This window comes from Streptomyces sp. CG4 (genome assembly GCF_041080655.1).
Classification (GTDB): domain Bacteria; phylum Actinomycetota; class Actinomycetes; order Streptomycetales; family Streptomycetaceae; genus Streptomyces.
Genome location: NZ_CP163525.1, coordinates 9,117,707 through 9,130,881 on the forward strand (window position 1 = coordinate 9,117,707; position 13,175 = coordinate 9,130,881).

Below are 13,175 nucleotides of genomic sequence, written 5' to 3' on the forward strand. Positions count from 1 at the left end.
TCCTCAGCGGCGTCCGTCGTAGGGCCGGCCCGCACGTTCGCGGCCGCGCCGCAGATCTGCGCGCAGCAGCCGGGCCATCGGGTCCAGCAGGCGCCGCGCCAGCTCGTCCAGGTCGATCACGGGCTCCTGCCGCGTCCCGGCCGACGCCGTCTCCCTGGCGGCGACCGACCCGGGCGCAGGCGGCGCGGACGCCGACCGCTGCCGACCCCGCGTGGGCACGCCGGTCACCGGCACCCCGGCGGAAGCCGCACCGCGACCACCGGTTCGGCCCACCTCGCGCTGCACGGGGGCTGCCGGGGCCGGTGTCGTACGGGCGGCCCGGACCACCGGCACCGGCGGGGTGCCGGGAGCCGCGTGGCCCGGCCGGTCCTGGAGCGGGGCTGCCTGCGGATCGGACAACGGCAGCGCGAGCGGCCGGACGGCCTTGTCGCCGCCGGCAGCGGACCGCTGGACGGACGGATTCGGCCGCACGACGGGAACGGCCCGCCGACGCGTCGGCGAACTGGCGTACGTGGAGGGCGAGTTGTCCGACGCCGACGCCGACGGTACGGAACCGGTAGCGGTCCGCTGGACGTGCGGCACCCCGCGATGCGGTTCGCGCTCCGTGTGCGATGTCCTCGCGCCTGGGTCCGGGTCACGGCGCCAGGACGCGGCCACGACGGGAGGCTCGGGTGCGTGGGTGCCCGAGGGCGGCGCGACAGCTTCCGGCGCACGGGTGTTGACGGTGAGCGGACGTGCGGCGAGCAGCGCGAGGGTGCGGGGTGCGGACTGCTGACGCCACACTGCGAGCGGCTGACGCCGGATGGCACCGGGCCGCTGCGCATCCACGGCGCCCGGACCTGGACGATGGCGGTCGATGGCCCGTGCGACGACCACCGTTCCGGGGGCGGCCATGCCCGCGCCGCTCGGTGCCGAGGCTTCGACAGGCGAGGACGCTGTGCCTGTTGCAGGGGTCGGCTGAGCCTGTGACGTGGTCGTGCGTTGTACTGCGGGACCGGGTTCGGTCGCGCTGGAAGACGCACTCCCTGAGGCGAGCGGGGAGACGAGGGGAGCGGCTAGAACAGGCGAGGCGCCCGGCGTCGCGAGGCCTGAAGTCTCCTGATCCACCGAGGAGTTGAGGTCCGTGCTGCGATCCTCGGAGCCCGGCGTGCCCAGCAGGGGTGCGGTGGGGGCCTCGGGGCCGGAGGAATTCGCGGGTGCCTGTCCGGTGGTGCGGTCCGGGTGCACTGCGGTGCGCGTGCGCTGGACGCTCTGGAGGCTTGCCTGGCCACCGGGTCCGGCCGTGCGCGAGGCGTCTGCTGTCGGTGGAATCCCGGGCAGCGGCGCCCCAGGGCCGCCACGGCCACGCCCACGGGCGCCGGGCTGTCGAGGCAGGTCCGCGGTCGACGGCATTTCGGGCAACGGCGCTCCGAGTCCCCCACGCGCACGGGTGCCGGACGGCCGGGACCGGGTGGCCTGGCCGGGCGGCTCGGGAGCGGTCGGTGCGGCGTCGGCGCCTCCGGTCGCGCGGGTCTGCGGTGTCGTCGCGGTGCCCGCGACGTACGGGCTCGTTGTGGCACCGGCACCTGCAGCGTCGCCCGCCTGGCGCTGCACGATCGGGAGCGCCGGGTCGGTCGTCAGGTGTGCGTCGGTGGCCGGGCGGGGCGTCTCCGGCCCGCTTTCGGTCAACGGCCGGGCGGTGGAGGGCAGTTCCGGCACGGGCGCACCCAGCGGTGGCCGGCTTCCCGGGCGCACCGGGTCCGCGGTCCGCTGCACCGGAGGCGTGGCGTTCGGGGTCTCTCGTACCGAAGGTGCGGGGCGTGGAGTCTCCGCTATGAGAGGCGCGGCGCTGGGAGTCTCCGCTACGGGAGGCGCGGCGTTCGGAGTCTCCGGTACGGGAGGCGCGGCGTTCGGAGTCTCTTCCGCGCGGGCTGTCGGCGTGATGTCCCTCCCCGCGGTGGCGCTAGTGGCCGCACGATCGGGCCGCAGGGCCGCTATCCGGCGCATCGGTGCGGTCGGGCGTCGGGCGACGGTCAGTGAAGGGCCCAGCGCCGAAGGGCGGACGGAGCGGGGGCCGCCGGGCTCTGCCGCGCGCGCCCGTTCCGCGGAGGCGTCCTGCGGCGCGGTGTCAGTCGTGTGCCGGAGCTGCGGCGCGGTGTGTGCGGTGTGTGCGGCGTGCGGAGTCGTACCAGGCCCGGCGGAAGGCGTCCGGGGTGCGGGGCCGTCCCCCGCCGCGTGGGGCACCACAGCGATCCGTCGTACGACCGGCAGCTCGGGCACGGGTGCCGAGGGGCCGGAACCGGCGGCGGAGCGCTGCACGGCCGCCTCCGGTGCGGAGACGGTCACGAGAGGGTCGGCAGCGACGAGGGAACGGCTCGCCGGAGCCACGGCCGACCGCTGGACGGAAGGGGAAGCTGCCGCCCCGGACCCCCCGACCCCGCCCGAGGATGCCGTACCCGCCGCGCCGCCGCTGCCACCGCTCCCGGAGCCACCTTGCACCGGCCCGGAACCTCCCTGCGTCGGCCCGGCACCGCCTTGCACGTGCGGGGCATCGCCTGTCGCCGGACTCGGATCCGCGGACGTCGTTCCGGCGGGACCAGACGTGCCGTTGCTCACTTGCTGTCGAGACCCGGAGCCGGCCCGCTTCCCCGTGTCGCGCGGCGCCGCCCCCGGTCGTGTCCTGCGGGACACCTGGGGAGCGGCCGGGGCGGAAGGCCGTTCCGTGCCGGCCGTGGGAAGGGAGTCGGCGGACTCCTCCGTAGGCGGGCCGGACTCGGCGGCCTCCTCTGGCTGCGGGCGCTGGACGCGCAGCAGCAGGGGGCCGCCGTCGGCGTAGGTGGCGTGCGGGGTGGCCGGGCCGGTGACGCCGTGGACCAGGCCGGCCGGGGCGGCGGGAAGCACCGCGTGGCCGAGGCCGGCGTCGAAGGACGGGTTCTGCCAGGACGCGAGCCCCGAGCGGAAGGTGAGGCCGTCGCTGACGCCGAGTGCGGAGCGGGCAACCGTCAGCGTCGGCGGCGGGGTACGGCGCCACCCGCCGTCCCAGTCCCCGGGGACGGATGGACCGGCCGCGTCGGTCGCGGGCGTGCTCATGGCACCCGGCGCGGCCGGCTGCGCGGACCCGGTGCCGGCCGGAGTGCCGCCGGCACCCGGCGCCGTGGCCCGGCGGCGCAGTCTGTCCCGCCATGCCATGAGCTCAACCACCTTCGTTCACGCGGGTGTTGATTCGGGCGATCTCGGTCACCCACTGCCGGCGCTCGGCGTGGGTGAGGTCGAGGATCTCCTGGCGCTGCCAGTGGAAGTGGTAGGCGATGTACGCGATCTCCTCCCGCAGCCGGGGGAGTGCGTACGTCACGATTCCCCCAGGCGCCCACCCGAGAGGTCGACCTCGAAGCCGCCCTCGCAGTGCGGGCAGGTCACCGCCGCCCGGGTGTGTCCCTCGCTGTTGACGCGGCGGTAGAAGTCCTGGAGGAACGCGACGTCGGTGGCGTACATACGCTCCACGATCCCCGCGTGCACATCGGTGATGGTGCCGAGCCGGGTGATCACCTGGCTCAGCAGCACCACGCTCAGATAGGCCGGGTTCTCCTTGACCCGCAGATCGATCTGCGGCCGCAGTTCGTCCCGGGCGGTGGCCAGGCGCATCGCGCCGTGCCGGTGGAGCGTGCCCGCCTCGTCCACGTACCCGCGCGGCAGCTCGAACTCGAACTCCGTGCGCAGCCCGTGGTCCCGAGGCGGGGCGGGGCGGGCCGCCGGAGCCTGGGGCTGGGGTTGCTCGGCCGCCTGGGCGGTCGGCGCCGTCGCCTCCAGGAACTCCTCCAGGTTGCCCGCCGTGACGGTACGGCGCCTCATTCGACGACGATCTCCTCGAACACGATCGTGACGGTCTCGGTGGCCGGGGAGGACTCGCCGGCCTTGAGGGAGGGGCCCTCCCACTTGGAGGCCCAGCCGTTCATCAGCTGGATACGGCGGACCGTCTCGCCCTTGGTGTCCTTGATCTCGATCGTCAGGTTCTGCCGGGCGGTGTCGACGGCACCGTTGTTGAGCGTCTCCTTGATCCACTTGGTGAATTCGCTGCTCTTGTCGAGTCCCCGGGTGATCGTGATCTCGCCGGCCTGCCGTGCCCCGGGCTGCTTCCGGATGATCTGCTTGCCCGTCGACGTGACCTGCTTGACCTCGACGACCTCCTCCTCGACGGAGAACCCGCTGATCTCCTGGATCGACTCGACCATGTACCCGCCGAGCTGCACGCCGAAGACGTGGGTGGAAAGAGCATCGCCCTCTGCCATGACTGTCTGTCACCTTTCCTTGGCTGACCCGCGGGTCACTCGTCGATGAGGCTGGTGCTGTCGGAGAACTGGGCCAGCCGGAACACCACGAACTCGGCGGGCTTCACCGGGGCGACGCCGATGTCGCAGACGACCCGGCCCTGGTCGATCGAGGTCTGCGGGTTGTTTTCGCGGTCGCACTTGACGTAGAACGCTTCCTCGGCGGTACGGCCGAAGAGCGCACCCCGGCGCCATTCCTCGGTGAGGAACGCGGTGACGTTGCGCCGGATGCTCGACCACAGCCGGTCGTCGTTCGGCTCGAAGACCACCCACTGGGTGCCCAACAGGATGGATTCCTCAAGGTAGTTGAAGAGGCGGCGCACGTTCAGATAGCGCCAGGCCGGGTCGGAGGACAGCGTGCGGGCGCCCCAGATCCGGATGCCGCGACCGGGGAAGGCCCGTACGCAGTTCACGCCGATCGGGTTCAGCAGATCCTGCTCGCCCTTGCTGAGCCGGACCTCCAGGTCCACCGCGCCGCGGATCACCTCGTTGGCGGGCGCCTTGTGCACACCGCGCTCGGCGTCGCTGCGCGCCCACACACCGGCGATGTGACCACTCGGCGGGACCGTGGTGTTGCGGCCGGCCGCCGGGTCGAAGACCCGCACCCACGGGTAGTAGAGGGTGGCGTACCGGGAGTCGTACCCCGCCTCCTCGTTGCGCCAGTGCCGCACCTGCTGGGCGGTGAGCCCGGGCGGTGAGTCCAGGACGGCGACCCGGTCGCCCATCTGCTCACAGTGCGAGATGACCGCGAGCTGCACGGTGCGCACGCCCTCGGCGTCGATGTCACCGCGCTGGTGGGCACCCATCAGGTCCGGGACCGCGACCATGGTGATCTCGTCGATGGCCTCCAGGCCGGCGAAGCCGGTCCGGGCGGCGGCGTCACCGACGTACTCGGCCGGGTCGAGCCGGGACACCGTGCCGGAGCCGGGGACCGCGGGCGCGGCCGGCGCGTCGGGCACGGCCACCGTCTGGCTCGCGGGCCGGGTCTGGCCGGCGTCGCGCTGCTCGGTGACCTCGATCAGCTTCGAGGCGCGCAGCTGGGTGACGACGTAGCCCTTGACGTTCTTGCGGGTGGAGACGTCGTACGTCTCGACGACCTGCTCGCCCTGGCGGACCAGCAGTTTGAAGCGGTCCTCGGGCGGGTTCTCGCCGTCCGCGTCGGCGATCTCCACCGACACCCCGGAGGTGCCGGGCTTGGCCGTGACCTGGAACCCGCCGAGCGCGACCGGCTCGGCCGCCCGCACCTCCCGGGCTCCCCGGCCCCCGCCGGCCGCCGGGGCGGCGCCGTCCGCGGAGCCGCCGATGCGCACCACGTAGGCCGCGCCGCCGCCGTTGGAGAAGTAGCCGTACACGGCGTGGGCGAGGTAGGTGCCCTCGGTGAAGCCGCCGAACAGCTGGGTGTACTGGTCCCAGTTGGTGACCAGGGTCGGTTCGTGGAAGGGCCCGCTCTGGGCGAACCCGACGAACGCGGCGACGGCGGTGCCGACCCCCTCGATCGGGCGGGCACCGGACTGCACCTCCTCCACGTACACACCCGGGGTGAGGTACGTCGGCATGCTCGCTCCTTCGCGTTCCATCGGGTCACCTGCGTCGATGCCGAGTCTCCGAGGCCGCTCGGGCCCGGCGACAGGGGCGCGGGTACCTTGCCGGGGGCAACCGCACTGCCTTTTGGGACGCCCGCGCGGACCGCAGGGGAAGGCACCCGGGCCCGCGTGAGCCGGGGTGCCTCGCACAGCGGGTCGGCAGGGGTCCTCAGGAGAGGCCGACAGGGGCGCTCAGGAGCTGAGGACGTCCGCCAGATACGGCCCGAACTCGCTCTCCAGGACCAGCCGGCCGAGCTTGCGGTACTCCTGCACCACCGACGTCACCAACTGCCGCATGGTGAGCGGCTGTCCGGACTCCGCCGCGAGATAGGCGGCGGTGACGGCGCAGGCCCGGATGGAGCCGCCGGCCAGCTCGAAGCGGTCGGCGCAGAAGCCGAGGTCCAGGTCCTCGGCGCGTGGCAGCCGGTCGCCCAGGCACCGCTCCCACAGGGCGAGCCGCTGGGCCGCGTCGGGCATGGGGAACTCCGCCACCACATCGAGCCGGCGGGTGAACGCCTCGTCCAGGTTGGCTCGCAGATTCGTGGTCAGCACGGCGATCCCGTCGAAGGACTCCATACGCTGCAGCAGATACGCCGACTCGATGTTGGCGTGCCGGTCGTGCGCGTCCTTGACCTCCGAGCGCTTCCCGAAGATCGCGTCGGCCTCGTCGAAGAGCAGCACCGCGTTGACCGCGGACGCCTCGGTGAAGATCCGCTCCAGGTTCTTCTCGGTCTCGCCGACGTACTTGTCCACGACCGTGGACAGGTCGACCACATACAGGTCCATGCCGAGGTCGGCGGCGACCACCTCGGCGGACATGGTCTTGCCGGTGCCCGACTCGCCCGCGAACAGCGCGATCACCCCGCGTCCCCGGCCGCCGCCCGGCCGCATCCGCCACTGTCCGAGCACCTGCTCGCGATGGCGTGCCCGCACGGCGAGTTCGCGCAGCCTGCGATGGGTCGGCGCGGGCAGCACCAGGGCGTCCCAACCGACCGCCGGCTCCACCCGGCGGGCCAGCCGCGCCAGCCCCGCGCCGTTCTGCGCGCGTACGGCGGCCCGCAGATCGTCGGGGGAGACCGGGCGGCCCGCGAGCGCGGCGGAGCGCACCGCCGCGTGCGCGGCGCGCCGCAGCTGCGCACCGTCGAGACGGTGCGCGGCGACGGCCCGGGCGAGGGCGTGGGCGCCGGTGTCGCCCTGCACGGATTCACCGGCGACGCCGGTCAAGAAGCCACCAACCGCGCCCGTCACACGGCCGTCGCCTGGCACGGAGCCATGGTCGTCGCCCTGTGCGGAGCCACCGTCGTCGCTGGGCACGGAGCCATGGTCGTCGCCATGCGCGGAGCCACCCTCGTCGCCCGGCACGGAGCCGTCGTCGCCGCCCGGCACGGAGCCGTCGGCGTCACCCGTCCCCCGGTTGTCAGCCTCACCGATCAGCGAACCCTCGGCGTCCGCCAAGGCCAAGGCATGCCGCCAGCGCGCCGCCTGCCGCTCCGGAGAGGGCGGGGTCACCGGCAGGACGACCGGTGTGTCGGCCGCCCACGCCGGGTCCCAGCCGTCCTTGCCGTGGGTGAACAGCGGGATGCCGCGCAGTGCCGCACACAACTCGCTGGTGGCACGGGCCCGTTCGGGTGGTGCGGCGGGCAGGGACTCCAGGGGGCCCAGGACGACACCGGCATCGGTGAGGCGGGCCTCCAGCGCCGTGACCCGGGCGAGTGCGGGCACATCGCCGGAACGTGGAGCGAGTGCCGCCGCATCGAGGACCAGCGCGCGCCGCCCCGCCGCGTGCAGGGCGGCCACGGCGAGACCCGGCGCGTCCCCGCCCCGGTCGAGCAGATGCACCAGCCCCGTTCCGGAGCGGGCGGCGCGGGCCGCCCGGTGCACCTCGTCCGCCTCGGCGGTCGGGTCGGGCGCGGGCTCGCCGAGCACTCCGGCGAGCCGGGCGTCGGGGCCGGTGCCGCCCAGCAGATGGGCGGTCACCCGGTCCGGCACCGCGAGCACCCGCGACAGCGGCGGACGCTCGGGCTCGGTGACCTCCACCAGTCCGCCCGCGACCAGCGGTGCGCCCGGCGCGAGACGGAACCGGGCGGCCGACGCCGAGGCGAGCCCGCACAGCTCCAGCGCCAGCGCGACCGTGGGCCGACGGCGGGTCAGATCGTCGTTGAGATAGCCGTAGAGCCGCTCGAAGCGGGCGTCCAGATCCGGTGCCAGCGCAATCAGCAGCAGATCGGTGTCCAGCGGGGACAGGCCGAACCGCGCGGCGAGCGCGCCGAGTACGGACTCGGGCGGCGGGGGCAGCGGCTCGTATCCGGGTACGCCGAGCCCGCCCGGCTCGTTCAGGATCCGCTGCACGGCCTCGGGGGAGAGGTACTGCCCGCGGTAGGGGTCGTCGGGGTCGGGATCGACGGCGCGGCGGGCCGCCACCGCGTGCCGGACCCGCTCCTCGACCAGCCGCAGCCGCGCCCACAGCGGATCCGTGCCGACCGCCGTGCCGACATCGGCGGTGTACGTCACGGCTGGCGGCCCCCTCTGCGGCGGCGGGCCGGCGCCGGGCGCCGCTCGCGCGGACCCGCGAAACCGTCCGGCCCCGGATCGCTCACGCCCTCGTACCGCAGCCGGCGCCCCGGCACCGGATCCGCGTCCTGCCGTCGATCCGCCGCGTCCGGGTCCTGCCGGTGATCCGTGGCACGCACCACGAGCCCCTCGGTGACGGGCGGCGCGGCCGCCTTGTTCACGCCGGCGAGCGGCGCGCACACCCGTACGCCGAGCGACGCCTTCAACTCGCCGCCCAGCGCCGACCACACGTCCGAGGCGGCCGGTCCGTCGGGTCCGCCCGTCCCGGCGGTGTCCAGCGGGACGGTCAGACCCAAATCGGCCAGCGAGCCGGTGAGCAGCCGCTCCGGCAGCGCGTCGACGGCCACCAGCGTGGCCAGCACCTGAGACAGCAGCCGGTGCTCGTCCTGCGGACGGCTGGCCCACGCCGTGACCAGGTATGTCAGCTCGAACCAGCGGGGTGGGGTGCGCCGTGCCATCACGTACCCGTCCGCGTCGTACACCTCCCCGGCGCCGCTGCCGCGCCGGGTCGGGTCCTCCCGGATGTCGTACAGGAACACACAGACGGTGGGGGCGTTGCGGCGCGCGGCCCACTCGCGGGTCGGCGCGTCGAGGACGATCTCGACTCCGGACGCCTCCAGCCCGGACTCGGCGAGCAGTCCCCGCAGTGCCTCGTCGACCTCGTGGATCACCGGCGCGTCACCTCGTCCGGCGGCTGCACACTGCCGTTCACCACCAGGAAGTCGGTCTTCACCGGGGAGAACCCGGGCCCGCTCGCGGTGATCGTCCGCGGACCCGTCTGGTCCTTGGTGAGGATGAGCAACTGGCCGATGAACGTACCGTCCGGCCCCGGCACGGTCGGTGCCGCCGCGGCGGTGATCCCCGGCTTCCAGGTGAACCGCACCGGGACGCCCGGCGGGAAGTCCTTGCCGCGTACGGAGGTGACGAAGCCGGGCTTGCCGATCGGTGGGACGGCGACGATCCGCGGCTGCAGGATCCGCAGCGTCGTGTGCGTCCTGTTGTCGCGCGGGTCGGCGTCCGTGCCGGTGGTGGTCAGGACGCCGGTGGCGCGACCGGTCAGCGCGTGGTCGGGGGAGAGCACCACCCGTACGACGGTGGAGACGCCCGGCGCCAGGTCGGGCAGCGCGCACACCCAGTGGTCGTCGCAGCCCGCCGGCGGCCCGCCGTTCGGGATCCCGGCGGGCAGCCCGATCCGCAGCCGCAGCCCGGTCGCCAGCGCGTTACGGCCGTTGCGCACGGTGTACGTCACCACGACCCGGCCGCCGACATAGCCCGGGTCGGGCTGGGCGGTCACCCGGACGCCGGGGCCGGCCTTCGGGGCGGGCGGTGTCGGAGGCGTCGGGGGCGTGGGCGGTGTCGGAGGCGGGGTGGGCGGGACGGCCTTGCGTACCGGCACCACGGTCCGCGCGCTGTTGTCGCCGGGCTGAGGATCGATCACGCTGCCGGTGACCGACCAGTCCACGGGCTGGTCGCCGACGGTGCGCCCGGTCAGCGTCACGGTCACCGGTACGGTCGCGCCGGGCGGCACCACCCCGATGTCGCACTGCAGGGAGGCGGCGTCACAGGTGCCGCCCGGACGGCGGATCCGGGTGACGCTCACGCCGTCCGGCGGCGCGATGGTCAGCCGGGTGCCGGGCGAGGCGGCCGGGCCGTGGTTGACGACGTCGACGCGGATGTCGGTGGAGTGGCCGACGGTGACCACGGGCACCGTGCCCGGGGCGTGCACGGCCAGGTCCACCGACTGCTGCACACCGGGTTCCTTCTGCCGCCCCGGCAGCTCCAGGGTGAGCGCGGTCTCATGACCGGTCGTGACGTTCAACAGGTGCAGCTTCTCAGGGCAGTTGGGCGGTGTGTCGGTGCGGGAGCTGTAGACGATTCCGGTGCCGTCCGCCGTCCAGGCCGCGTCACGCGGCTGGTGCGGTCCGGTGGCCGAGCTGTCGGGCAGCTCCTGGTGGCAGGCGTCGGCGGTGCTCCGCGCCGACTCGGGCAGCAGCACCCGGCAGTCGTCGCCGGACGCGGAGGTGAGCACCATGCCGTTCTGCTCGTCGACCCGGCCGCCGCCGTTCTTCCGGTTGAAGGCGATCTGCCGTCCGTCCGGCGAGAACGCGGGACTGTCGTCGATGACCGCGCAGTTGCCGGGGCAGATCGCCGCGCTCAGATCGCGCTGCCGGCCGAGGTTGTCCACCGGCACGGTCCAGATGTGCTTGTTGCCGCCGTTGCCGTCGATGGTCATGTTGCGGGTGAAGGCGAGGGTGGTGCCGTCGGAGGACCAGGTGGGCTGGGCGTCGCCGCCCGTCTGCTGCCCGGCCGGCGGCACGATCTCGTGGACGATCGCCCCGGTCCCGGCGTCGGCGATCAGGATGCGCCCGGGACCGGACGCGGACCCGACCCCGCCCGGCGAAGTCCGCGTGAACGCGATGTACTTGCCGTCCGGCGAATACGTGGGGTCGGTGTCCCAGTCCTTCGGGCCGCGTCCGGCCAGCGGCATCGGCGCCGGGTTGGAACCGTCGGCGTCCACCGTCCAGATCCGCTCGATCCGTCCGTCGGCACTGTCCTCGAACCGGGTCACGACGATGCGGCGGCCGTCCGGGGTGTAGTTCTGCCGCTCGGTCCACGGGTCGTACCCGGAGGCCGGGTTGAACAGCGGATCCTTGGTCGGATCGGTGTTGGTGTCGGCCGCCGGATCCTCGTTCAGGATCGTCAGCCCGAGGTCGCGCGGGTCGGCGCCGTCCATCCGGACGTCCTGGAGGGTCACCACGTGCGGACCGTGCACACCGTTCGCCGTGTTGCTTCCCTTCGCCGAGGTCCGGTCCACCACGACGTAACCGCCGTTCCGCGGGCCGACCCAGGTCGGCGTGCCGACCGCGCGGTCCTCCATGAGCACCAGGTTCGGGCCCGCCGTACGGTTCTGCACCTGGTACACGTGGTCCCAGTCGCCCTCGCAGCCGCAGGTGCGGTCCGGGCTGAGGAACAGCACGCTCTCCCCATCGGGCAACCAGGCTGCCCCATGGGTCCGCCAGTCGGTTGGTGTGCCGGTGAGCAGCGGCTGGTCGCCGGCGGGGCCGCCGGTCACCCGCAAGCGGGGGCCCGCCGAGTTGTCGGAGCCGGTGGGGGTGGAGGTGTACGCGATGAGGTCCCGGTGCGCCGCGTCGTTCACCGGGTTCCACACGGGCTCCGTCGCCCTGCTGCCGAGCGTGCCGGTCACCCGGGTCGCGGTGCCGCCGGCCAGCGGACGTACGAAGATCTGGGTCCCGAACACCACATCGCTGTCGCAGGAGTACGCCAGGCGCTGCCCGTCCGGCGACACCGTCGGGCTCTCCTCGTTCGCCGGCGTGTCGGTCAGCCGGGTCAGTCCGGTGCCGTCGGTGTGCACCAGCCACAGGTCGCGCTGTTTCTTGCCGTCCGGGCCGCCGGGCTCCGCCGAGTCGAACACCACGGCTTTGCCGTCGGGGGTCAGCCGGGGATGTGCCGCGTCCCGGCCGCTGGTCAGTTTGCGCACCGAGCCGTCGGGGGCGCGCAGATAGATCTGCGGGTTCTTCTCGTCGCGGCGGCTGGCGAACACCATCGTGTCGCCCAGCGCGGACGGCTGGACGTCGTAGTGCGCCGGACCCGCCCCGAACAGCGGGTCGCTGTCCTTGGTGTCGATCACCTTGCCGAGGCTGCGGTGCCCGGTGCCGGCGTAGGCGATCCGGGTGGCGGAGGCGGCGGTCGCCCTCGGCTGGGCCTCGGCGCTGCCCGGCCCCGAGGCCGCCGTCACCGCGAGCAGCGGGACCAGCAGGAGCAACGACGCGCCGAATCTCCCCAGCCGGCGCTGCCCGCCGGGGCCATCGGTGCCGTTCACGGTCCACCTCGCAGTCTCGGAACACCAGGGTCGCCCCGCCACTCTGCCTTCGCGCGTGCGGCGCGCGGCAGGGCGGCGGGGCCGTGCCCGGGGGAAGCACGGGCTGCGCTTTCGGGCAGCGTCCGCGTGCCGGACCGTAATTGATCTGGCGTCAGATCAGTCCGTTGCGCAGCGCGTACCCGACGGCGTGGGCCCGGTTGCGCAGTTGGAGCCGGGTGGTGATCTCATGCAGCACGTTCTTGACGGTCCGTTCGGAGTACGACGTCTTCTGCGCGATCTCCGCGGTGTCGAACCCCTCCGCCACCAGGCGCAGCATGTCCGCCTCGCGCGCGGTGAGCGTGGACAGGGCCAGCCCGTGCGGGTCGAGCGCCGAGCGCTGCAGGCTGCCGACATGGCTGAGCAGCTTGCCGAGCAGGTCGCCGGGGAGCACGCCTTCGCCGTTGGCCAGCGCGAGTACGAGGTGCAGGAGCCGGTCCTGGTCCGCCTCGGCGCGCCGCAGCACCGCCGCGACACCGCACTCTATGACCCGCTGCAGCGCGGCGGACTCGAAGCTGCCGACCACGAGCCCGGTGCGGGTGGTCGCGTTGCGCTGTAACCGCTGCAGCAGGGCTATGACTTCGTCGTCCACGGAGTCGACGATCACGAGGGACGTGCGGGCCCGTTCCGCATCGGCGTCGTCGAGCAGCTCCACCTCGGGGCGCTGGCGGAGCTGGTGGACGACGCCGATGCGCAGCACGAGGTCCTGGGCGTAGACGGCGACGGAGACCCGGTGCGGGCGACCGGCCGGGCCGGTCGGATGCTCTGTCACGGAGAGGGGCATGGAGGTTCCTGATTCAGATGGAGGAACGAAGGAAGCGGATGACACATGAGCCGGGA

General features: G+C 73.8%; 9 protein-coding genes. All 9 read right to left on the bottom strand.

Going from position 1 to position 13,175, the window contains the following annotated elements; genetic code table 11:
* Positions 1–3: 3 nt before the first annotated feature.
* Complete coding sequence (locus tag AB5L52_RS42050; RefSeq protein ID WP_369368382.1) at positions 4–3,168, bottom strand: hypothetical protein; 3,165 nt, start codon at positions 3,166–3,168, stop codon at positions 4–6.
* 4 nt (positions 3,169–3,172) lie between these two features.
* On the bottom strand, positions 3,173–3,331 hold the full coding sequence (locus AB5L52_RS42055) for a DUF6760 family protein (RefSeq protein ID WP_351023504.1): 159 nt from the start codon (positions 3,329–3,331) through the stop codon (positions 3,173–3,175).
* Positions 3,328–3,828 carry a hypothetical protein gene (locus AB5L52_RS42060; protein ID WP_351023506.1) on the bottom strand — a complete coding sequence of 167 codons (501 nt, stop codon included), beginning with the start codon at positions 3,826–3,828 and terminating at the stop codon, positions 3,328–3,330. Before AB5L52_RS42060 ends, AB5L52_RS42055 begins: the two co-directional genes overlap by 4 nt.
* The gene (locus AB5L52_RS42065) at positions 3,825–4,265 is read right to left on the bottom strand and encodes a phage tail protein (protein ID WP_351023509.1); all 441 of its coding nucleotides are present in this window, start codon (positions 4,263–4,265) and stop codon (positions 3,825–3,827) included. The genes AB5L52_RS42060 and AB5L52_RS42065 overlap by 4 nt, the downstream gene beginning before the upstream one ends.
* 35 nt (positions 4,266–4,300) lie before the next feature.
* Positions 4,301–5,860 carry a phage tail sheath family protein gene (locus tag AB5L52_RS42070; protein ID WP_351023511.1) on the bottom strand — a complete coding sequence of 520 codons (1,560 nt, stop codon included), beginning with the start codon at positions 5,858–5,860 and terminating at the stop codon, positions 4,301–4,303.
* A 219-nt stretch (positions 5,861–6,079) separates the two neighbouring features.
* Positions 6,080–8,398, bottom strand: coding sequence for an AAA family ATPase (locus AB5L52_RS42075; protein WP_369368383.1), 2,319 nt, complete (start codon positions 8,396–8,398; stop codon positions 6,080–6,082).
* Positions 8,395–9,129 (bottom strand): DUF4255 domain-containing protein, encoded by a 735-nt coding sequence (locus AB5L52_RS42080; protein WP_369368384.1) that lies wholly within the window; start codon positions 9,127–9,129, stop codon positions 8,395–8,397. Before AB5L52_RS42080 ends, AB5L52_RS42075 begins: the two co-directional genes overlap by 4 nt.
* Entirely contained in the window at positions 9,126–12,299 is a 3,174-nt protein-coding gene (locus AB5L52_RS42085) for a hypothetical protein (protein ID WP_369368385.1), read from the bottom strand. The genes AB5L52_RS42080 and AB5L52_RS42085 overlap by 4 nt, the downstream gene beginning before the upstream one ends.
* A 151-nt stretch (positions 12,300–12,450) precedes the next feature.
* Positions 12,451–13,119 (bottom strand): response regulator transcription factor, encoded by a 669-nt coding sequence (locus AB5L52_RS42090; RefSeq protein WP_351023521.1) that lies wholly within the window; start codon positions 13,117–13,119, stop codon positions 12,451–12,453.
* Positions 13,120–13,175 lie beyond the last annotated feature (56 nt).